This window comes from Psychrobacter cibarius (genome assembly GCF_904845955.1).
Classification (GTDB): Bacteria; Pseudomonadota; Gammaproteobacteria; order Pseudomonadales; family Moraxellaceae; genus Psychrobacter; species Psychrobacter cibarius_B.
The window spans coordinates 179,660-200,691 of sequence record NZ_CAJGYX010000004.1; the positions used below are offsets into that span (position 1 = coordinate 179,660).

The window sequence follows — 21,032 nt, forward strand, 5'->3', positions numbered from 1 at the left end:
GCCTAATGCCAGTAGCCCCACTGACACGTTCAATAATAAAAATAACAGCCACAGCGGCTTGAACAATGACTTTTTAAACAACTTAACAACGGATGCCACCGCCAGCCAACAAATGACCCGTAAGCATAGCCGCGAAGAAATCGCCGAACTGTTTGATTTGCCTTTAATGGATTTGTTGTTGCAAGCGCAAACGATACATCGGGCGCACTTCACTGCCAATGAAGTACAAATCAGTACTTTGTTGTCGATCAAAACAGGTAACTGCCCCGAAGATTGTGGCTACTGCTCGCAATCAGGTCACCACCGCGACACGACTAAATTACAAGCAGAGAAGCGCATAGAAGTCGATAAAGTCATTGCTGCGGCCAAACGTGCCAAAGCCAGTGGCTCGTCACGCTTTTGTATGGGTGCAGCATGGAAACATCCAAGTGCCAAAGACATGCCCTATGTGGTTGAGCTGATCAAAGAAGTCAAGGCCTTGGGACTTGAAACCTGTATGACCCTTGGTATGCTAGATAGCAATCAAGCGACGCAACTGGCGGATGCTGGACTCGATTATTACAATCATAATCTAGATACCTCACGTCGTTATTATGAGCAAGTCGTCAGCACGCGTAGCTATGACGAGCGCTTAGATACGATAGACAACGTGCGTAACTCAGGCATCAATGTCTGTAGTGGCAATATCGTCGGTATGGGTGAAAGCCGTGACGACCGTATCGATTGGGTACATGAGCTGCTAAAAATGCCCAAAGCACCAGAGTCAATTCCGGTCAACTTGCTTGTTCCCATTAAAGGCACACCGATTGGCGACAAAGTATTGGCAGAAGGTCAACTGTCAGTGATTGAGTGGATTCGTACTATTGCCGTAGCACGTATTTGCTGCCCGACCAGCTATGTGCGTTTGTCTGCTGGTCGTGAGAGCTTGTCCGACTCTGAGCAAGCCTTGGCCTTTATGGCAGGTGCCAACTCATTCTTTTATGGCGATAAACTGCTGACTACTGGCAATGCAAGCCAATCAGGCGATGACAGACTCATGCGTGAGCTTGGTCTAACAAAGCAATTTGCCGCGCCAAGAGCGCCCAAAGTATTGCCTGTGATGGATGCGATGAGTGGTCATCAATCGCAAGTGATGATGGCAGAGTAGCGTTTTTTATCGCTACCATTATTGGATCATCTGCGCTAAGCTTGCCGACATTATTGATGATAAAATATTAAATCGTAAGAGAGAATGTGATGGCAGATTATTTCAATTGGATTAAAGCGGCACATATTATATCGATGGTCTGCTGGTTTGCGGCGATATTTTATTTGCCACGCTTATTTGTCTATCATGCGATGAGTGACGACAGCATCAGCCACGAACGCTTTGCTATTATGGAGCGCAAGCTATATCGCGGTATTATGACGCCATCGATGATAGCCACATGGGTCTTCGGTCTATGGATGTTGGGGCTAGGCTGGGAGGTATATAAAACCCAAGGCTGGTTACACGTCAAGCTATTATTAGTGGTGCTACTCTCTGGCTATCACGGTGCTTGTGGATTTTATCGTAAAAAGCTAATGGATAATCCGCATTATAAGACGCATAAATTTTGGCGCTGGTTTAACGAAGTACCAGTGTTTGCTTTGGTCATTATCGTCATCTTAGTAGTAGTAAAGCCCTTCTAAAATCCAGTAAACAGGCTAGTAACTGATTTTTAGATCTGAACACCTCTAAACTAAAAGCGTCCGTTACTTTAATAAGTAACGGACGCTTTTTTTAGGACATCATAAATATGACACCTTAAACACTAGGGCGCATGATTTGATAGACATTACTCAAATCATAAACACGGTAACGCGCAGGTTCGCGGCGGTTTTCGCCCGCATAGCTGAGGATCAGTGCTTGCTTTGCGCGCTCATCAACCCAGCCAACAAACAGTCCACTATGCTCAACTCCATTGTAGCCATGATTGATATAATAGAGCCAGTCCCCAACTTCAATCTCGCCACTATTGGCATACGGACCTTGACCATAAGTACCTTTATGAATGGTATCGCGTGTTACCCCAGCGCGTTTAAACACGGCATTGAGATAGTCCCAGCAGCCACCTTGAATGATCGCGCGCTCGTTCAGCGCCATCTTGCGGGCGGTGCTAACCACTTCACGTGCGGCCAAACTACTCTGCATCTCCGCACTGCTCAGTAACGGTAAATACTCGCTATCGACATTATCATAATTACCCGATAAAAAAGCGGGCATCACTGCTGGTGCTTGACGCGCTACTTCAGGATAACGATAGGATGTCTGAATCACTGGTGGAGTACTGGCAGTATTTGAGCGATAAGTTCCTGCACGTTGAATGGTAGAACGCCTGCTGACTTTCGCAGAGGGCACGGCTGAGTACGATGGTGTATAGCGAGCACTAAAATCAGATTGCACAGATTTTTGGGCGATCAGCGCACTCATACTATCGGCATGGGCCTGACCTACTAAGCCAACAGTAAACAATAAAAGACTGCACGACGCGGTGACCGACGACGACATAGACAATGACACAGGCAAACGCGGCATGACCAACTCCTTGTCAATAAAATATAAATGACAACATAAACCATAATAATAGGATGTTCTAATCTTACTTATAAACCATTTAGACATGACGCTGCAAGCATTATTCGGCTCAAATGACCGATAAAAGGTATAAAAATGCAGACTAATGGTTAGATAAGAAGAGCACGTAGAAAAACGATGGAGAGCTGGCGCTAAATAAAAAGGAAATAGAATAAGCAGTGTTTAGATTAAATACTGCGTAGATAGAGTACTGAGCAGATAAAATATTATCTGAGATAGAAGATTGCTGAAATAAAATACTGCTCAGAGAAAGCCACTTAGGTTTTTTATAGCCCAATCCAGTAGATAATCGGCTGAGAAATAAGCTAATCGTTACTCATTTTGATATTCACATGGCGCTTGCCCAATGCTTGGCCCTGCAAAATAGCTTTGGCAGCGGTTGCCTCTTGGATACTATCAAAGCCGCTAATATGGTATTTGCGTATATCATCACAATCAACAATCTGTAACTGCTCACCAATAAGCATAATTTTATCACCGTCGGTCAACTGAATATGCTGACGCTTACCTTGATTGTCATGCACCAGCTCACCCGCACGCAGCCACAAGATGCCGCTGCTGATAACGCCAGCCATGGCTTTTTTCTGTTGTTGGCGTTTTCGATTAAAGATAAAGCTACCAATAATCAGTAGCGCCAATGCTCCTATAGCCAAGCGCTCAGGCAGCAGACTCATTGCCAAAGCAACCGCCACTGCCCCAACCAATAATGCTGAGCCAAACCAAAACATGCCATCATCAGTCGTTTTGGGCTGATCTTGTAGCGTGATTTTGGCACCATCGTCGGTCAGCTTGAGCATGCATGACTACCTGTTACAGAGTAATAAGAAAGTAAAAGTTTAATTAAAATACGATGAGCAAGTAATCATCAATAGGACTACCAACCCAAGGCTGTTTTTTGCATGGCAATCAGCTCAGCGATGCCTTTTTCGGCAAGAATCAGCATATCGTCGGCTTGAGCACGAGTAAATGGCTTTTCTTCCGCTGTTCCTTGTAGCTCAATAAATTCGCCTTTTTGGGTCATAACCACATTCAAATCGGTATCACAGCTGGCATCTTCTTCGTAGTTTAAATCTAGATACGCTTTACCGTCTTTCATACCAACAGAGACCGCAGCGACCAAACCAATCAGTGGATCTGCCTTGAGTTTTTTGCTTTTTTGGATACTCTCTAATGCATCGATAAGCGCAATAGCAGCCCCCGTCACACTAGCAGTACGAGTACCGCCATCAGCTTGCAAAACATCACAATCAAGATAAATCGTATTTTCACCCAGCTTACTCAGGTCAATCATCGCTCGTAAGCTACGACCAATCAAACGCTGGATTTCTTGGGTACGACCTGATTGTTACCGCGTGCCGCTTCACGTTGGTTACGGGTATTGGTCGCGCGTGGCAACATACCATATTCAGCAGTGATCCAGCCTTTGCCTTTACCTTTCAACCAGCGAGGTACGCCAGACTCGACGCTAGCAGTACATAGTACTTTGGTATCACCAAAGCTGACTAACACTGACCCTTCGGCATGCTTAGTATAATGGCGCTCAAAGCTGATCGAGCGAAGTTGGTCAAGCTCACGATTGTCAATACGCATAAAAATCCCTAGTACAATGTTTTAAAGGCGGTGTCATAAAATGGGGTGTCTGTCATTATGTGGCTAACCACCATTTATCTAGCAAACTATTAACAAGCTAAAATAAATAATGATTGGATGCCATAGCAGACGTAAATATTGAGATATCCTAACGTGGCAGCGGCGCAATAGCAAGATTCGTTCGAGCTATTGCGCCGCTACTTGAGCCAGTCATTGGCTTAACCAAGAAATAGCACCAACTTTATTCTAACCCTTCCATCTTACGCAATTCTTTACGCAGGATTTTACCCACGTTTGATTTTGGTAATTCATCGACGAACTGTATGTGACGCGGACGCTTGTAACCAGTCAGTTGCTTTTTACCAAAATCAAGCAACTCTTGCTCAGTCACATCGCCTTTTTTGACCACAAACAACTTTGGTTCTTCACCGCGGTCATCGTTTGGAATACCGATAGCGCCGCATTCTACCACAGCTGGATGCTCGCTCATGGCTTCTTCAATTTCGTTCGGATAAACGTTAAAACCAGAGACCAAAATCATGTCTTTTTTGCGGTCAACGATTTTAATAAAGCCTTTTTCATCCATGATACCGATATCGCCAGTTTTCAGAAAGCCATTGGCAGTAAACGTTTCAGCCGTTTCTTCTGGACGATTTTGATAACCTATCATCACCTGCGGACCTTTGACACAAATCTCGCCGCGATCACCCAATGCGACTTCATTTTCATCATCATCGATTAGGATTATATCGGTGCTAGAGGCAGGGATACCAATTTTACCCGTGAATTCAGCAATCGTCATCGGGTTAAAAGCAGCCACTGGTGAGGTTTCTGACAAACCATAACCTTCCACGATAGGCAGACCAGTGATTTTATGCCACTCTTTTGCCACGCTTGGCAAGACAGACATACCGCCACCGATAGACGCTTTTAGGTTAGAGAAATCTAAGTCTGCAAAGCCGTCTTTGTGTACTAGACCGTTAAACAAAGTATTCACCGCAGGGATAAAGGCGGGTTTGTATTTGGCCATCTCTTTAATCAAACCATCAAGATCACGAGGGTTTGGGATAAGCAAGCCTGCATAACCTCGGTACATGCCATACATGCCGCAGACCATAAATGAAAATACATGATATAGCGGTAGTGCCGTCAGGATGACATCATTGGCATCAACATCATCATCAAATGCACTATCCATAAGCGCACTAATCTGTAGCATATTGGCGACTAAGTTACCGTGCGACAGCATTGCACCTTTGGCAACCCCTGTCGTACCGCCAGTATATTGCAATAATGCCACGTCGCTTAAATTCAAATCAGGGCGCTTATATTTGCTGGCTGATACTGCATTTAAAGCGTGCTTAAAATTCACGCTGTTTGGCAGACTATAAGCCGGAATCATTTTTTTGACATGGCGCGCAACGAGGTTAACGACGGCTCCTTTCACTGTTCCTAGCATATCGCCAATCTTACAAACAATGACATGCTCAACCTGACCTTTGTCTTCCGCCTCTTGATAAGTGTTCGCAAAGTTCTCAACGATGAATAAAGCTTTGGTGCCACTATCATGCAGCTGATGCGATAACTCTCGGCTGGTATATAAAGGGTTGACGTTGACCAACACCATACCTGCACGGATGATCCCCAAAGCAACCACTGGATATTGCAGGAGGTTGGGCATCATCACCCCAACTTTATCACCTGTTACCAAGCCTAATGATTGTAAGTAACTGGCAATTTGGCGACTGTATAAATCCAATTCCTTAAAACTGATCGATGCACCCATACAAATATAGGCCGTTTTTTTCCCATAACGGCTAAAGTTACGCTCAAACACATCAAGTAAAGAGGTATTGTCATCAGGCATATCGATAGTCGCATCAATGCCATAACGCTCATAAGTTTTCAACCATGGGCTGTCACTATCTATCGTCGGCATAGTAGGAAATACGCTGTCTTTATTCATTGCAGCGTTATCGTTTGTGGTCTCTTTATTGATACTGTCGGTCATAATTTCCCCTAAATGTTACCGTTAAAAACGTAGAATAATCTAATGAAAACACCATTATTTTTTGTGATTGATCAATGACAGCAGAAGCTTGTGAATAAAAAACGTGGTAACAAAAAAGGTTTGTCATTCACAAGCTTTGTCAATCAAAGCGCAACGTTAAGTCCTTAATAAATAGCACAATAACTCGGCATTGACGAATTAAAAACCCCTTTATCCCTGATAGTTTTATCAGAGATATAGCGCAAAACTAACGTCATCTCGTCGATAAATAGACAAATATGTCGGTAAGCACTATAGCAGTTTTGCTAAAAATTCTCTATCTCTACCTGACTGGGTCATAGCGACAAAAAAAGCAATAAATACAAAAAATGATAAGGCAGCATACCAGCAACCTTACCATTTTTGGATCACGACACCCAGTATCACAACCACCACTATCACGACGACTTAGCATCCTGATAGTTTCTTTCAGATTTAGTTCGTAGCGTTAGTTTGTAGCGTTAATTTTTATCATTAGTATCGTGGTGACTTATCATGATGACTTTACGAGTGCCTAACAAACAGTAGCAGACACTCATAAAAATACTCTGGCGCTGAAGGCTAGCTGATTAACCGTGGTTCTTTTCTTCCAGCACACGCAAATCTTTGTGCAAAATCTTACCGACATTTGACTTTGGCAGCTCATCGATGAACTCAACATAACGAGGACGCTTATAACCAGTTAAATTCTCTTTGCTATAAGCAAGCACTTCTTCTTTAGTCAAACTGTCATCACTACGCACAACATAAATCTTTGGCACTTCGCCGCTCTTTTCATCTTCGATACCGATGACACCGCACTCCAAAATCTTTGGATGACCTGACATCACATCTTCGACTTCGTTTGGATAGACGTTAAAGCCAGATACCAAAATCATATTCTTTTTACGATCAACGATTTTAAAGTAGCCTTCTTCATCCATCACGCCGATATCACCCGTACGGAAATAACCGTCAGACGTCATGACTTCAGCGGTAGCATCATCACGTTTCCAGTAGCCTTTCATAACCTGTGGACCACGAACACAAATCTCGCCGCGCTCACCCAGTGCGACCTCATTGCCTTCTTCATCCAAGATAGCCATGTCTGTCGCTGGCATCGGTAGACCGATGTTACCTGAGAATTCACCCGTACCTTCTGGGTTTGCTGACGCCACAGGAGACGTCTCTGACAGACCATAGCCTTGTACGATTACATTACCAGTAATTTTTTGCCATTTGTCAGCGGTGTCTTTTAATACTGCCATGCCGCCACCCATCGACATCTCAAGCTTGCTATGATCTAAAGCTTTGAATGGATCACTATTTGCCAACGCATTAAACAGCGTATTAACTGCTGGGAAAAACGCTGGTGGATAATCTTTGTAAGCTTTGATTAAGCTTGCGCCATCACGTGGGTTTGGTACCAGTAACCCGATACAGCCGCGATATAAGCCAAACATACCACAAACGGTAAACGAGAAGATATGATATAGCGGCAAGGCGGTCATGATAACTGGCTGCTCATCCATACCTTCAAACTTATCAAAAGCATCGCCAAGATAGGTATCACATTGAATCAGGTTGGCGACTAAATTACCATGCGTGAGCATTGCGCCTTTAGCGACACCGGTCGTACCACCGGTATATTGCAAAACGGCAATGTCATCAAGGCAGATGTTATCTGGACGTTTGTAATTTTTGGCTGAAAAGCGATTCAGCGCCGTTTTGAAGTTGGTGCTGGTTTTAAGGTTATAGTCAGGTACAAGCTTCTTCACGTGACGCACGACCATATTGACGATAAAGCCTTTTAATGGACTCATCAAATCGCCCATCGACGTCACGACGACATGGTCAACCAAGTCTTTACCAATGTCTTCATAGGTTTTGGCGAAGTTTTCTAAAATAAATAATGCTTTGGTATCAGAGTCTGTTAGTTGATGCTCAAGCTCTTTTGAGGTGTAAAGCGGGTTAACGTTAACCAAGGTCATGCCAGCACGCAGCACACCCAATACCGCAACAGGTAGTTGCAAGATATTTGGCATCATAACGCCGACTTTATCGCCTTTTTTTAACCCAAGTGATTGCAAGTAGGCAGCAATTTGTTTGCTATAACGATCTAAATCTTCGTAGGAGAGTTTTGCATCCATACAGACAAACGCTGTCTTACCAGCGTGCTTCGTAAAATTCTGCTCAAATATATCGATTAAAGAAGTATTAGCGGCTGGCATCTCAATGTCGTATTGAATACCAAGCTTTTCATAAGTTTTGACCCATACTTTATCGTTACGACGAATTAGGTTACTGTGATTTTCCATAATCTTTTCTCTCCTAGTAATAGTACGCTACCGTCAACCCATGCGAATCACAGTGTGATAAAAATATAACAGCTCAGAGCGCAGGCTTGTCATCGTAATGGCAGGCTTGGCTGTGAGGCAATCATATGGTGATGAGCAAACAATATAGCGGTAAATAGCCCTCTGTTCATTAACATACACACTTTATACAGACTACTCAATATAAAAGATTGCTACTTGAGTTCGCAAACTGTCTTGACGGTCAATAATGTCATAGTTATCAAAACCTTAATAGCAATAATCGATAATCTTTCAGCAATTTATTAGCGAACATTTATTCATTAATACTCTTTATAGTGTTTTATCGTTAACTATTTTTTACCTTTACTATCAAGGGCAGTAGCAAGCTCTGTTAAGGTCACAAAGTTACGCTGTGTACTCTCTTTATCATTATCCAGCACGTCACGACCTGTCGTCTATTCTGACTTATGCCTTTTTAATTTTGCCAATATCCTTTACGATAGCGCTATCCTATTTGTACGCTTGCACCAATTATTTATACCTATTAAAACTGATAAGTGAACCCTATTTTATGTCCGATGTTATTGATCATACGATTGACCCTATTATTCCCAATGAACCGATGGATACTCGCTCAGTCGCAGAGTTCACTGAGCAGGCCTATCTCAACTATGCGATGTACGTCATCATGGATCGGGCGTTGCCCAATATCGCTGATGGCCTAAAGCCTGTACAGCGCCGTATTGTCTATGCGATGAGCGAACTGGGGCTGAAATCCTCTGCCAAGGCGAAAAAGTCGGCGCGTACGGTCGGTGACGTGCTGGGTAAATATCATCCGCATGGTGATAGCGCCTGTTATGAAGCCATGGTACTAATGGCACAGCCGTTTAGTTATCGCTATCCGCTCATCACGGGTCAAGGTAACTGGGGTAGCCCTGATGATCCCAAATCCTTTGCCGCGATGCGTTATACCGAAGCCAAAATGTCCGCTTACGCCAATACCTTGCTTGCAGAATTAGGACAAGGCACGGTTGATTGGCAAGATAACTTCGATGGCACCATGCAAGAGCCAACCACCCTACCTGCCCGCCTGCCCAATATTTTATTAAATGGTACGACTGGTATTGCGGTTGGTATGGCAACCGATATCCCGCCGCATAACCTTAATGAAGTGGTACGCGCGGCTATTCGTCTGCTAAAAAATCCTGAGCTATCGGTTAAACAATTAACCCAATCGATACCAGCGCCTGACTTGCCAACGCCAGCTGAAATCATTACCCGTAAAAAAGACTTGCAGGCGATGTATGAGAGCGGTCGCGGCAGCTATAAAATGCGCGCCACCTTTCACATTGACCCAAAAGAAAAAAATCTCGTCATCATCGATGCGCTTCCTTACCAAGTCTCAGGCAATAAGATTCAAGAGCAAATCGCTAAGCTGATGACGGATAAGAAACTACCGTGGATTACTGATATTCACGATGAATCAGACCATGAAAACGCTTGCCGTATCGTCTTAGAGCTAAAATCTACCCGCGTCGATGTGCAGCGCGTCATGAGTCATTTGTTTGCCAGTACTGATCTTGAAAGCAATTACCGCGTCAATATGAATATGATTGGCCTAAATGGTAAACCGCAGGTCAAAAACCTAAAAGAAATCCTTGATGAATGGCTAATCTGTCGCCGTTCAGTGGTCACCCGTCGTCTGCAATATCGCCTCGATAAAATCGACAAGCGCTTACATATCCTCGCAGGCTTGCTGATTGCTTATCTTAATATTGATGAAGTCATTCGCATCATTCGCGAAGAGGACGATCCAAAATTATCGTTAATGCAAGATTACGACCTCACTGAGATTCAAGCCAATGCTATTTTGGATATTCGTCTGCGTCAGCTAGCAAAGTTAGAGGAAATTGAGCTGCGCCGCGAGCAAGATGAGTTGGCTGCCGAACGCGCGATCATTCAAGAGTATTTGGACAATCCAGACAGTCTGACCAATCTGATGATTGAAGAACTCACAGCTGATATGAAAGAACATGGCAATGAGCGCGTATCACCACTAGCAGAGCGCGAAGAAGCGCAAGCATTAAAAGAGTCTGATCTCGTACCGAGCGAGCCAATCACTGCCATCCTATCAAAGGCAGGTTGGATTCGTGCTGCCAAAGGTCATGATGTTGACGCTGCTGGCATGAGCTATCGATCAGGTGACAGCTATCAAGCGCACGTGCGCGGTAAATCCAATGAGAAAATCTACGTGCTTGATAGCACTGGACGCAGCTATAGTATTGATGCGCACAATCTCGCATCGGCTCGTGGTCAAGGCGATCCTCTGACCAGTGTGTTAAAACCACCAGCAGGTGCTAGCTTTGAGCAGCTATTAACCGGTGCTGACAATCAGCGCATCATCCTCGCTAGCTCCGCAGGTTATGGTTTTATCAACACCATCGGTAATCTTGATAGTAATCAAAAAGCAGGTAAAAACATCATTAACCTAGCGGCTGATAGTCGATTGCTCCCTGTTGCGCGTATCGATGCGCCAGTAGATACGACTGCCAATGCTGATGGTGACAATACCAATGCAAAGGTAGCGCCTGACCATATCGCCGTCGTGACCAATGCTGGATATTTACTGATATTTGCCCTCGATGATTTGCCTGAACAGGCACGCGGTAAAGGCAATAAACTTATCAAGTTAAAAGACGGCGAAGAGGTACTTACTATCACGCCACTCAGTCAGCAGGACAGCCTTGTCATTACCGCTGGTAAGCGTCATGTGACACTCAAGCCAAATGATTTGGCTAACTATACGGGAGTTCGAGGCAATCGTGGTGGACAGTTGCCAAGAGGCTTTCAGAATGTGACGAGCGTTGAGGTTGCGGATTAAGTTTTTTGAATACTGAAGCAAAAGCTTAGCTATAGCTACTACTTCACCTAAAGCTTTAAATAAATAAAATATATGAAAAAGAAGGTAGAGATGCACGAGCAAATACCTAATAATTATAATCAAGAGCGATTTTATTCAGTGCATGGCAGAATAGGCCGCATTCGCTTCTTAGCGTATAACCTATTACTTAATATCATGCTCATACCTTTAGTTTTAATTGCTGGCGGGCTGCTTGAGATTAGCTCTTACTTATTTAGTGATGACAGCAAAATTACTGATGCTTTAAGTTTTTTGATTGTTATTTTGGCTTTTTTAGTGTATCTCTACATCTTACTCATACCTAGCAAGCGCAGGCTTAATGATTTAAATATATCAGGTTGGGTATCTCTTTTGTGGTTCATTCCGGTAGTTAATCTAATACTGTTACTATGCCTTGCATTTGTTAAAGGAGATATTAACGTTAACGATTATGGTACACCTTCTGAACCATCTTCGTTATTAACTAAAATTATAGCGGTGTTAATGCCTATTATAGCCATCTTTATGATTATATTCATTTTTTTATCTGCATCAATTGCTATGCATGTCTATCAGTTGGATTTTTTCTAACGACTAAGTCAGCATACTTTATCGCTGCCCAAACATACCTTATTCTCACCAAAAAGCCGACTATATAATTTGTATCGACGGCTTTTTCACACTAGCTAAAACGATACAAACGTTAATAGCAATCTACTTCAAGTGTGGTCTTAGTGCGTAGGGTGCACTCCACACACCGATGAGATTAATAACGTTAAAAAATAGAAAACTGGACGCAGTTTACGACTTTAATTATTAGTGACTATATGAAAGCTTTAGCAATAATTGTATCTTTTTTATTTTTATTCTGCGCAATAGTAGTAATTTTGGTGACTCCAACTTTTGGAGAATTGTATAAAAGTTTTGGTGTTGATATACCAGTCTTCACTAAGGTCGTGTTAAGTACTCATAAATACTGGTTAGGGTTAGCCTTGATCCCAATACCCTTGGTTTATTTGTTGGAACCGTCAAAAAGATGGCAAGCTACCACTCAATATTTTCTCTTAGCTTTGGCTATTCTTCTTATTCCTTTGACCATTATTGCTCTTTATCTACCTATTTTTGAAATGGGTAGCGTCGTTGGTTAAATTGCATTAGTAAATATAAATGATGCCTTTATCATATAGAGTTGACGGCCTGGCGTAGGCTGAACTTCAGGTTTCCATTACATAAATAAAACCCGAAAGGTGCATGGAAGGCACGCTTTAACTTTCGAAAGCCGACACGCTATATACAGCTACGACTACTACCGCATTGACCATATGCTGCTGCGAAAGCTGCATATGTAAGACCAACACCTAAAGCTTGAATAGGTAGAGTGACGATATCTACTGCCATGGCAACTGGTAGTAGAACCGCGCTAAACTTATTAGCGTTACTGCCTGTCTCCCACTTATAATTCAACTGGATATTTAAGGGCTGCTTGAGCTTATAATTGACGTCATTAATGTTTTGTACTGCAGAAGCTACCGTCAGCTCAACGTTTACTGCACGCTGACAAATTAAATTTTTTTGCTCAGTAACAATGGCTGTCTTACATTCAAATCCAAAACTTTCTAACTTTGATTGCTCGTTAATCTTTAGGGCACTAATCGGCTTAGCATATAGCAAGCCAACAGTTGTAGGTACGTTTTTAATTTGATTTGATTCATCATTTTCTACATCTAGAATAAGCTCATTGGAACCAGCTTGAGTTTTTTGTTGAATATTACGATTGGTATATGAAGATTGAGTGTCGATGTATAACGAGCCTAAATCCACTTGAGCGAAAATTCTTTTAAACAGATCAGATTGCGTATTAGCAGAGACTACAGGCTCTACCAAAAAACTATAATTTTTACCAGCTAGAATCATAGCATCTTCGTATCCTTGTATAGGTTTATTAGGATATCCCACTGCAATGACGCTCTCAGATAAAACGTTTTTTGTATGCTCCTTTTTATTATCGTTTTTGGCATAATCTGTAAGACCGATAGTCGCACAACTATTTAATACGATTGATGAACCTAAAAGCGTTACTAGTAATAAAGACAATTTTTTCATATGTATAATCCGTTTAAGTTATTCAAATAGCGAACGCCTCAGATGATAATACACAACATATGTAGAATTACAACACTCAACCTTTACGATCTATAAATATAAGATATTGAAAACAACTAAAAAGCCGCCTATACACACGGTATAGACGGCTTTTTTACGTTAATCAGAATAGAGAACTTATCTAAGGCTTATTGGATTCAGCATCTTTAAAAATCGCTGACAAAAAGCTCTTAATCTGAGCACTTGTCATTAGATAGGGATTATAGTCAGAACCTGCTGAGAAGCTTTTGAGGGCATATTCTTCATCTTCAGCGCTTGATGTTAGATGCTTCACTAAAAACCCATTCCATTGACGCGACTCTATTTCCTCTATATTAACAATATTGGGAAAAATGGTTGAATGCTCGTCAAGTATTTTTTCTAAGGCAATATTGATAGCGGGCCTTGTCCCTTGAAAACTTTGAACGAAATAACCTTCACTAATGACTAAAGCTGAAGCTATATTGTTTTCTTCAAAATACCTTCGCCAATACTCAAGTGCACGAGTCAGCTCGATTCCCGAATCTAGGTCGACATTTTTGGCGATATATATCATGTTGATAAGAATATGCTCGCCATTTATTTTTTTGCTTTCTGGAGTATGGCTTGTCGCTATAGTCATGAGAAACCTTATTTATAAAAACCTGATCTAATTTAAGATAAAGTATAATCAATAAAATTTTTTTTCTTAGTGGTTTTTTGTCATCTAGCATCATTGTATTTCTAGAAATAACCATTGGAATTTTAATGAAATAGGACGCCTATACTTCTCAGAGTACAATTGTACTATAAAAATTGGTACAATGACTGCGATATCATTATTCTAATAGTTAACAAGCCTAATCTATATATTCCTATAGCACGGTCTCAACCCTAACATACGACTAACCCACGCTTACTCATAGCTCAGACGTTGCAAACATCACTTACTCTTACTAAAAAGCCGTCTATACACACGGTATAGACGGCTTTTTTACGCTCATTAAAACGACCAAGGCATCAAATCAATACCGACCCATCTCAACCGTTGTCTCAGCAAGCACACTATCGCCTTGCCAAGCCTGCACATCTACCGTATACAGATGATTTTTACCACCTGAACAAGGTGGTTTATACGCCCCTCCCGCTTCCCCTGCACGGCTACGATATTCCGCGATCATCTCAATCCCGACTGACACTTCATAAGTGTGCCCAAACACACGTGGAATCTCAGCACTCGTAGCACCTTCTGGTAGGGCAAACTCTACAATGCCATGTCCACCATGTTGCATACGTTTATTGCTCACATCGTTATAAACGAAAACCAAGCTCTCCGCGCCCATCGGTATGTTTGAGACCGTCATGCTCGGCGTGGCTGGATTTTTGCCATCATAGTTTAGACACTGCTGCCCTTCAGGTATTTTTCTGCCATTCCAAGCAGCATCGTTAAACTTAATATCCATTGCAAAGGCATTGGCAGATAGTGCCAATGTTGCCAGTGCCGTCAAAGCGGTGACTGATTTTAAGGTAAAAAGTTTCATACTAGCTCCTTTAAGTAGCGGATACACTGATAAAAACCGTTCATCATTTTGTTAGCTGATATTGATCGTTAATCCTAACCTTATAATAAATAGCCACTCTTAAGTTAATTATATCGTTTAGGGTTTTTGTTAACCTTTGGAATAAGCATTAATAAATCGCACCGCCAGCAAAGCGAATACCGCAGCAGTAGCCAAATTTGCATCATCGCAGGTTACTTTATAGGTATTTATCTCTTTGGGTGTGTTGTAGTAGTATCTAAATCATTGGTATTGAAACGACTAAAAAAACAATAGGATCATCATGTTTATCGAAGACAAAATCGCCAAAGAAAGTATGACTATCAAGACTCCGACACCCAAGATCATCTTTTTTGACATCGATGATACCTTGAGCCGCAATGGCATCATTGCCGAACACAACAAAGCGACCCTTGAGGAGCTTGCAGATACTGATATTAAGCTGGTGATTTCAACGGGACGCTCCAAAGCCATATTGCCAGCAGATATTTTAGCCTTGCTCGAAGCTGATGTCTTAGATGCGATTATTTGTATGAATGGGCAGTATAGTTTTGATAAAAAGGGTCGGATTAGCCACTATCCGTTGTCCGCTGAACAAACGGATACAATCGTGCGTCTGTGCCAGCAGAGCGAGTTGATTCATAAGTTTGACTCTGCCACCCATATCGCTTGGTCAGGTGAAAATGAGCGCTTGCGCGAGTTTAATGCCATCACGCCAAACTCTATCGTTGATCCTGAATATCATAAAGGGAATATCGTCTATCAATGCTCAGTATTTTTTAACAATCAACAAGAGAAAATGCAAGACGTCGATTTTGCCCAGTACGATTTAAAGCTCGTCCATTGGCATCAGATCGGCGCAGATATCTTACCGATAGAGGCATCCAAGGCGCGAGGCATTAAAGACGTCTGTCAATACTATGGGGTAGATGCCAGTGAGTGTATGGCGTTCGGTGATGGAATGAATGATTTAGAGATGTTTGACTTGGTCGGCTATGCGGTGGCGATGGGTGATGCCAAGCAAGAATTGATTGCGCGTGCAGACTTCGTCACGGGTACGATTGAGGAGCGCGGTATTCAGTTGGTGCTTGAGCAATTTCATATTGCGTCTTAAAAGATAGTGTTAAGCTTTTCATTTTCGTAGTGTAAGTGCTAATCCAAGGAATCTCAATCCAAGTCACGGGTTAGCACACACGCCACAGCCTAGCTACATTTATTGATAAGTTAAATTTTGATTTTATTAATATAAGGCTGTAAGACACTTTTAAACTGAATCATTTTCTCAATACATTCTTCAATGACAATATACCAATCATCTTTGTCAGTTTGCCATCCACCTGACTCAATATCGCAATCAATGACGCAAGCACGGTATTTTTCGAGACTAAGCCAGTTGATATTATAATTCAAACTACTTTCTATCTCTGCTCTATTCTCATAGAGCTGATTAAAGATACTAACATTATCTTCTCCTGACCCTTTACCTCTATAGTCAATCCACAATAAAACTGGAACAACCCATATCATAAAATAGTTTAGGTAGATTATTCTCCATCCAACCTTGGCGTAGAAACTTTGCTTGCGCCCATTTCTTTTCGATAGGATTTAGATCAGGACTGTAGGGTGGTAAGAATAGAAGCCTGTGACCGTACCTATTCAGCAGTCTTTGAACTCGTTTGTGAAAGCTGGCGTTATCCATAACAATTACACATTTGGTTCTAAGACTAGGGATTAGGGTGTATTTACACCAGTCGTAGAATATAGTTAAGTCGTTATAAAATCGATACAACCTATATCATGAAATAGTTTAGGCAGATTATTCTCCATCCAACCTTGGCGTAAAAACTTTGCTTGCGCCCATTTCTTTTCGATAGGATTGAGATCAGGACTGTAGGGTGGCAGCCATAGAATGCGATGGCCATGCCTGTTCAGTAATCTCTGAATACGCTTATTTTTATGAAACCGAGCATTATCCATGACAATCACGCATTTAGTCTTGAGACTTGGAATAAGCGTGAACTTGCACCAGTCATAAAATATATGGCTGTTGATATTCTGTTCAAAGTAATCAAGCGCAAACAGTACTTTCTCATAGAGAGCACCGATGACGTTGGTACGTTTTTTTGCTTGCCAGTTGTAGCTATCAATACAAGGGGTTCCAATCGGTGCATAGCCATAAGGTCTGATAGTTTCAGCCTCAAAGCCACTTTCATCCATATATACTATGGGATAACCTTGCTGCATAAAGCTACTAAGCCTACTCTGATACTGAGCTCTCTTTATCAGACATGCTTTTGGATGCTCCAGTGTCTTTTTTGACTGATGCCAAGACGCTTTAGAGCATTGAAGATGCCCGTTTTACTACAATTTAATCGACGAGCTCTTTCGTAGTTATAATCATCAGGGAATCTTCTTACGTCTTCAATCAATGCGTCATCAGGTATTTTAGTCGGTGCTTTATTTCTGGTTGTTTTAGGGGCTAAATTCTGCTGCCAGCTGTGAATGGTGCTGGTGCTAAGTCCATAAAACAGGGAAGCTTCACGTATGGTCATACCATTAGCGATGCTAGAAAGTACCTGCTTGCGATAGTCTATTGAATAAGTCATCGTTTATTTCATTAAATGCAATTGTTAATAGGATTGTATCGGTTTTATTTGGATTAGACTATATATCGCCATTAATATTTTTATCAAAGTAATCAAGCGCAAACAGCATCTTTTCATATAAAGCACCGATGACGTTGGTACGCTTTTTTGCTTGCCAGTTGTAGCGATCAATGCAAGGTTTTCCTATTGGTGTATAGCCGTAAGGGCGAATAGTTTCAGCTTCAAAGCCGCTTTCATCCATATAAATAATGGGATAGCCTTGCTTCATAAAATGATCAAGCTTACTTTGATACGCCGCTCTTTTGATCGGACATGCTTTTGGATGTTCTAAGGTCTTTTTTTTGACTGATGCCAAGACGCTTTAAGGCCGACTCAATGCCTGACTTACTGCAACCTAAACGCTGTGCTCGCTCGTACATATAATCGTCTGGATACTGCTTAACATCTTTCAGTAATGCTTCATTTGATATTTTAGTCGGTGCTTTATTTCTAGTCGTTTTAGGAACTAAGCTCTGCTGCCAGCTGTGAATAGAGCTTGTGCTAAGCTCGTAAAAAGCAGCAGCTTCTCGAATGGTCATGCCGTCTTTAATGCTACGCAGTACTTGTTTGCGAAAGTCGATTGAATAGGTCATCGTTTATTTCACTAAATGAATTGATTATAAACATTGTATCGGTTTTATCTAAGATTAACTATATCAATATACAATTTGATAGAAACACTATTTTTCTTTAACCAAAAAGTATAGCCGACGCCTCTTAATCCAGAACTAGTTCCAATCCAGTTATATTGAGAAGGCGATATATTTTGAAATAATGGATCTTTAGTTTTAAACTCATTAAGAAGAAGAGACCAAAAATCACGTCTTAGCTTATGTCGCTCTGTATTTTCTTGCTTAACACTACCAATTCGCTTTAATTCTTCGCTTGGTTCTACAATTGTTATAAATAAAGGTGCTGGTAAGCTATCACCAATTTTAATTCCCTCAACTTGAATCAAATAAAAACTAGATTCTTTATTTTCATTTAGCCAACTTACAGCCTGAATATGTTCCTGCCTAGCAGTAGCTACAATCCATATAGCGACTTTGGCATCAAATGCTGCTAAATAAGTGATTAATTTGCCAAGATGATCATGATCACTTTTCTCTAACTGATTTTCGATAATAATCATATTACCAGCTGAATCTTCTCCGATAATGTCTACAGAAAAAGTACCTGTAGACTTTTCTGTTTCTACATTTAGTATTTCAAAATCAATCACTTCGTTTAAAGCTTCTATATTCTGGCTTAACCAAGTAGTAAAGTCATAAGCCTCATGCCGCCATATTTCTCTTAGAGCAACTCTTTCAATTCTGCCGACCATAACAACCTCAATCTATGTTTTATATAATTTTAATTATTGAAAATAACCACTTAATTCTGCATGACTAACCCATAAACCCAACTACCAATTTTATAAAATCCGATCACGATCAAAATAAGCACCACCGCTGCCAGCACATAGGCCAACCAAACAGGCACATTACTCAACCAGCTAATCGTAAATGCCAAACCTATGTACGTCTCAACCGGCCAATTAACGATAGGTGTCGGCGAGCCAGCGTTAAACATGGTCATAAAGGCAATTATGCCAAGCACAGCAGTAATCAGTCCAGCGCGTTTACGATTATTCATCTTTTGCCTCTTTTAATTCGAACCATTTAATTAACATTCGATTATTTTTATTTTATCTATACTCTTTGCATCTTATAAAAACCATGTTTTAAACTCATGGCTTAAGAGTAAAGCAACTCTCATCATAGCATGATTATTTACGCTTATTATCTTACTCAAAGACAGCAGTAAACCTCATATTTGTGATTTTATAGATTCTTCAGCCATGCATCAGCGCCACTTTTAACAATATTATGAAGAACGAACTTCTTCCTTGCCCTTTAAATTCTTAACAATCATAGCCATAATAGTTTCACAACTGGCTCGATACCTTATATTCAGCACTTAGTATTTATATTCAGCACTTAGTATTTATATTCAGCACTTAGTATTTAGCCCTTAGCTTCCATTATCTATCTTTTAACTTTTTACTCATTTGCATCATTCTTATTTAGGAGAGATATTTTGACTCATTTATCATCGCCCCACAACATTGCTCGTAGCGCTCGTATACTACCAAAAGCACTATTAGCCGTGGCTGTTGGGCTAGCACTTGCTAGCTGTAGCAAGTCAGACAATACAGCGGCTGATGGTACAGCGGCGAGTGCTGAAACGCTCAATCTGTATAACTGGTCAGAGTATATGCCGCAAGAAATCCTTGACGGCTTTACTGAAGAGACAGGCATTCGGGTCAATTACACCACCTTTGATTCTAACGAAGCTATGTACGCCAAGCTTAAATTGCTCGATGACTCTAGCCAATATGACTTAGCCATCCCATCAACATATTATGTCGAAAAAATGGCCAAAGAAGGCTTGCTGCAAGAGCTCGATAAATCTAAATTAAGCAACTTTAAGAATCTTGATACGTCTTTTACCAATACCAAGGTTGATCCAGAGAACAAATATTCGATTCCTTATATGTGGGGCAGCACCGGTCTTGCCATTAATGGTGACAAGGTCGATCCTGCAACTGTAAATAGCTGGAACGATTTATGGCGTCCTGAGTATAAAGGGCAAGTGATGCTGATGAACGATATGCGCGAAGTGTTTGGCATGGCGCTATTGACCCTTGGGCATTCAGGTAATAGTAAAAATCCTGACGAAATCAAAGCCGCTTATGAGAAGCTCACGACCTTGATGCCAAATGTGAAGACCTTTAACTCGGATGCCTCGCGTATGCCTTATATGGAAGGCGAAACCACGGTTGGTATGAGTTGGAATGGCGAGGCAATTATCGCCAATAACGAAGGCTTGACCAGCTTGGTTTATAAATATCCAACTGAAGGCGCTATCTTGTGGATGGATAATTTTGTGATTCCGAAAAACGCCAAACAAGTCGATGCAGCCCATAAGTTTATTGACTACTTGCTGCGTCCTGAGAACTCTAAAATCGTCAGCGAAGAGATTGGTTATGCGTCGCCTAATATGGCTGCGCGTGAGATGATGCCAGAAGAGGTGAGAAACAATCCAACCATCTATCCGAGCAAAGACGTACTGGCAAAAGCTGAGTTCCAAGAAGATGTGGGCGATGAAGCATTGCAAGTTTATCAGCAGTATTGGGATAAGCTAAAAACTGGTCGTTAATCACTGTTTGTTGATAGCTGTTTTTTATAGCCATTTTTAATAACTTTTTTAAC

Annotated in this window: 22 protein-coding genes and 1 pseudogene; 7 read left to right on the top strand and 16 right to left on the bottom strand. The window is 41.5% G+C overall.

All coding sequences use genetic code 11. The features are described 5' to 3' along the window. Positions 1 to 112: 112 nt before the first annotated feature. Positions 113 to 1,147: a biotin synthase BioB gene (gene bioB, locus JMV76_RS09700; protein WP_201502613.1), complete on the top strand. Its 1,035-nt coding sequence runs from the start codon at positions 113 to 115 to the stop codon at positions 1,145 to 1,147. Positions 1,148 to 1,236: 89 nt separating this feature from the next. Beyond that, positions 1,237 to 1,671, top strand: a complete 435-nt coding sequence (gene hemJ / locus JMV76_RS09705) for a protoporphyrinogen oxidase HemJ (protein ID WP_045453451.1) — start codon at positions 1,237 to 1,239, stop codon at positions 1,669 to 1,671. Positions 1,672 to 1,786: 115 nt separating this feature from the next. On the opposite strand, the gene JMV76_RS09710 is transcribed toward hemJ, so the two are convergent. The 5 genes and pseudogenes from JMV76_RS09710 to JMV76_RS09730 form a co-directional block, all read right to left on the bottom strand. After that, a complete protein-coding gene (locus JMV76_RS09710; RefSeq protein ID WP_201502532.1) occupies positions 1,787 to 2,557 on the bottom strand; it encodes a hypothetical protein in 771 nt (256 codons plus the stop codon). Positions 2,558 to 2,922: 365 nt separating this feature from the next. Then, on the bottom strand, positions 2,923 to 3,414 hold the full coding sequence (locus tag JMV76_RS09715) for a hypothetical protein (RefSeq protein WP_060491852.1): 492 nt from the start codon (positions 3,412 to 3,414) through the stop codon (positions 2,923 to 2,925). A 77-nt stretch (positions 3,415 to 3,491) separates the two neighbouring features. After that, positions 3,492 to 4,207, bottom strand: a pseudogene (rph, locus tag JMV76_RS09720) (ribonuclease PH). Between the two features lie 241 nt (positions 4,208 to 4,448). Next, on the bottom strand, positions 4,449 to 6,218 hold the full coding sequence (locus tag JMV76_RS09725) for an AMP-binding protein (protein ID WP_201502533.1): 1,770 nt from the start codon (positions 6,216 to 6,218) through the stop codon (positions 4,449 to 4,451). Between the two features lie 608 nt (positions 6,219 to 6,826). Next, positions 6,827 to 8,554, bottom strand: coding sequence for an AMP-binding protein (locus JMV76_RS09730; protein ID WP_055124813.1), 1,728 nt, complete (start codon positions 8,552 to 8,554; stop codon positions 6,827 to 6,829). A 571-nt stretch (positions 8,555 to 9,125) separates the two neighbouring features. Between JMV76_RS09730 and parC the strand changes: the two genes are divergently transcribed. From parC to JMV76_RS09745, 3 genes are all read left to right on the top strand, one after another. Next, positions 9,126 to 11,435: a DNA topoisomerase IV subunit A gene (gene parC / locus JMV76_RS09735; RefSeq protein WP_201502534.1), complete on the top strand. Its 2,310-nt coding sequence runs from the start codon at positions 9,126 to 9,128 to the stop codon at positions 11,433 to 11,435. A gap of 90 nt (positions 11,436 to 11,525) precedes the next feature. Then, positions 11,526 to 12,044, top strand: coding sequence for a DUF805 domain-containing protein (locus JMV76_RS09740; RefSeq protein WP_201502535.1), 519 nt, complete (start codon positions 11,526 to 11,528; stop codon positions 12,042 to 12,044). Between the two features lie 236 nt (positions 12,045 to 12,280). Continuing rightward, positions 12,281 to 12,601: a hypothetical protein gene (locus JMV76_RS09745; protein ID WP_045453431.1), complete on the top strand. Its 321-nt coding sequence runs from the start codon at positions 12,281 to 12,283 to the stop codon at positions 12,599 to 12,601. Positions 12,602 to 12,740: 139 nt separating this feature from the next. On the opposite strand, the gene JMV76_RS09750 is transcribed toward JMV76_RS09745, so the two are convergent. The 3 genes from JMV76_RS09750 to JMV76_RS09760 form a co-directional block, all read right to left on the bottom strand. After that, entirely contained in the window at positions 12,741 to 13,556 is an 816-nt protein-coding gene (locus JMV76_RS09750) for a hypothetical protein (RefSeq protein WP_045453427.1), read from the bottom strand. A 181-nt stretch (positions 13,557 to 13,737) separates the two neighbouring features. Continuing rightward, positions 13,738 to 14,217, bottom strand: a complete 480-nt coding sequence (locus JMV76_RS09755) for a BLUF domain-containing protein (RefSeq protein ID WP_045453424.1) — start codon at positions 14,215 to 14,217, stop codon at positions 13,738 to 13,740. Between the two features lie 382 nt (positions 14,218 to 14,599). Continuing rightward, the gene (locus JMV76_RS09760; protein ID WP_201502536.1) at positions 14,600 to 15,115 is read right to left on the bottom strand and encodes a hypothetical protein; all 516 of its coding nucleotides are present in this window, start codon (positions 15,113 to 15,115) and stop codon (positions 14,600 to 14,602) included. Positions 15,116 to 15,416: 301 nt separating this feature from the next. Here JMV76_RS09760 and JMV76_RS09765 point away from each other — a divergent pair, with 301 nt between their 5' ends. After that, entirely contained in the window at positions 15,417 to 16,247 is an 831-nt protein-coding gene (locus JMV76_RS09765) for a Cof-type HAD-IIB family hydrolase (protein WP_227690279.1), read from the top strand. 110 nt (positions 16,248 to 16,357) lie between these two features. Here the strand turns inward: JMV76_RS09765 and JMV76_RS09770 are convergent, their stop codons facing one another. From JMV76_RS09770 to JMV76_RS09800, 8 genes are read right to left on the bottom strand one after another with little or no spacing between them, the layout of a single operon-like run. Continuing rightward, the gene (locus JMV76_RS09770) at positions 16,358 to 16,660 is read right to left on the bottom strand and encodes a DUF4268 domain-containing protein (protein WP_201502537.1); all 303 of its coding nucleotides are present in this window, start codon (positions 16,658 to 16,660) and stop codon (positions 16,358 to 16,360) included. Next, positions 16,626 to 16,922, bottom strand: coding sequence for a transposase (locus JMV76_RS09775; protein WP_374190053.1), 297 nt, complete (start codon positions 16,920 to 16,922; stop codon positions 16,626 to 16,628). The genes JMV76_RS09770 and JMV76_RS09775 overlap by 35 nt, the downstream gene beginning before the upstream one ends. Next, positions 16,898 to 17,440, bottom strand: coding sequence for an IS630 family transposase (locus JMV76_RS14880; protein WP_227690293.1), 543 nt, complete (start codon positions 17,438 to 17,440; stop codon positions 16,898 to 16,900). The genes JMV76_RS09775 and JMV76_RS14880 overlap by 25 nt, the downstream gene beginning before the upstream one ends. Continuing rightward, a complete protein-coding gene (locus JMV76_RS14885; RefSeq protein WP_227690282.1) occupies positions 17,416 to 17,739 on the bottom strand; it encodes an IS630 transposase-related protein in 324 nt (107 codons plus the stop codon). The genes JMV76_RS14880 and JMV76_RS14885 overlap by 25 nt, the downstream gene beginning before the upstream one ends. 58 nt (positions 17,740 to 17,797) lie before the next feature. Then, complete coding sequence (locus tag JMV76_RS09785; RefSeq protein ID WP_201502538.1) at positions 17,798 to 18,007, bottom strand: transposase; 210 nt, start codon at positions 18,005 to 18,007, stop codon at positions 17,798 to 17,800. A gap of 13 nt (positions 18,008 to 18,020) precedes the next feature. Next, complete coding sequence (locus tag JMV76_RS09790; protein WP_201502539.1) at positions 18,021 to 18,371, bottom strand: IS630 transposase-related protein; 351 nt, start codon at positions 18,369 to 18,371, stop codon at positions 18,021 to 18,023. 44 nt (positions 18,372 to 18,415) lie between these two features. Beyond that, positions 18,416 to 19,102, bottom strand: coding sequence for a DUF4268 domain-containing protein (locus JMV76_RS09795; protein ID WP_201502540.1), 687 nt, complete (start codon positions 19,100 to 19,102; stop codon positions 18,416 to 18,418). Between the two features lie 50 nt (positions 19,103 to 19,152). Beyond that, complete coding sequence (locus tag JMV76_RS09800) at positions 19,153 to 19,413, bottom strand: hypothetical protein (RefSeq protein ID WP_201502541.1); 261 nt, start codon at positions 19,411 to 19,413, stop codon at positions 19,153 to 19,155. Positions 19,414 to 19,857: 444 nt separating this feature from the next. On the opposite strand from JMV76_RS09800, the gene JMV76_RS09805 reads away from it, so the two are divergent. Next, positions 19,858 to 20,979: an ABC transporter substrate-binding protein gene (locus JMV76_RS09805; protein ID WP_045443939.1), complete on the top strand. Its 1,122-nt coding sequence runs from the start codon at positions 19,858 to 19,860 to the stop codon at positions 20,977 to 20,979. Positions 20,980 to 21,032: the final 53 nt, after the last annotated feature.

Excerpts from the sequence above, each read along its gene's own strand:
- parC (WP_201502534.1), top strand. The coding sequence starts at position 9,126 with ATGTCCGATGTTATTGATCATACGATTGACCCTATTATTCCCAATGAA.
- JMV76_RS09770 (WP_201502537.1), bottom strand. The coding sequence starts at position 16,660 with ATGATATGGGTTGTTCCAGTTTTATTGTGGATTGACTATAGAGGTAAA.
- JMV76_RS09725 (WP_201502533.1), bottom strand. The coding sequence starts at position 6,218 with ATGACCGACAGTATCAATAAAGAGACCACAAACGATAACGCTGCAATG.
- JMV76_RS09730 (WP_055124813.1), bottom strand. The coding sequence starts at position 8,554 with ATGGAAAATCACAGTAACCTAATTCGTCGTAACGATAAAGTATGGGTC.
- JMV76_RS09715 (WP_060491852.1), bottom strand. The coding sequence starts at position 3,414 with ATGCTCAAGCTGACCGACGATGGTGCCAAAATCACGCTACAAGATCAG.
- JMV76_RS09800 (WP_201502541.1), bottom strand. The coding sequence starts at position 19,413 with ATGAATAATCGTAAACGCGCTGGACTGATTACTGCTGTGCTTGGCATA.
- JMV76_RS09710 (WP_201502532.1), bottom strand. The coding sequence starts at position 2,557 with ATGCCGCGTTTGCCTGTGTCATTGTCTATGTCGTCGTCGGTCACCGCG.
- hemJ (WP_045453451.1), top strand. The coding sequence starts at position 1,237 with ATGGCAGATTATTTCAATTGGATTAAAGCGGCACATATTATATCGATG.
- JMV76_RS09755 (WP_045453424.1), bottom strand. The coding sequence starts at position 14,217 with ATGACTATAGCGACAAGCCATACTCCAGAAAGCAAAAAAATAAATGGC.
- JMV76_RS09745 (WP_045453431.1), top strand. The coding sequence starts at position 12,281 with ATGAAAGCTTTAGCAATAATTGTATCTTTTTTATTTTTATTCTGCGCA.
- bioB (WP_201502613.1), top strand. The coding sequence starts at position 113 with ATGACCCGTAAGCATAGCCGCGAAGAAATCGCCGAACTGTTTGATTTG.
- JMV76_RS14885 (WP_227690282.1), bottom strand. The coding sequence starts at position 17,739 with ATGACTTATTCAATAGACTATCGCAAGCAGGTACTTTCTAGCATCGCT.
- JMV76_RS09750 (WP_045453427.1), bottom strand. The coding sequence starts at position 13,556 with ATGAAAAAATTGTCTTTATTACTAGTAACGCTTTTAGGTTCATCAATC.
- JMV76_RS09740 (WP_201502535.1), top strand. The coding sequence starts at position 11,526 with ATGCACGAGCAAATACCTAATAATTATAATCAAGAGCGATTTTATTCA.
- JMV76_RS09785 (WP_201502538.1), bottom strand. The coding sequence starts at position 18,007 with ATGAAGCAAGGCTATCCCATTATTTATATGGATGAAAGCGGCTTTGAA.
- JMV76_RS09790 (WP_201502539.1), bottom strand. The coding sequence starts at position 18,371 with ATGACCTATTCAATCGACTTTCGCAAACAAGTACTGCGTAGCATTAAA.
- JMV76_RS09795 (WP_201502540.1), bottom strand. The coding sequence starts at position 19,102 with ATGGTCGGCAGAATTGAAAGAGTTGCTCTAAGAGAAATATGGCGGCAT.
- JMV76_RS09760 (WP_201502536.1), bottom strand. The coding sequence starts at position 15,115 with ATGAAACTTTTTACCTTAAAATCAGTCACCGCTTTGACGGCACTGGCA.
- JMV76_RS09765 (WP_227690279.1), top strand. The coding sequence starts at position 15,417 with ATGTTTATCGAAGACAAAATCGCCAAAGAAAGTATGACTATCAAGACT.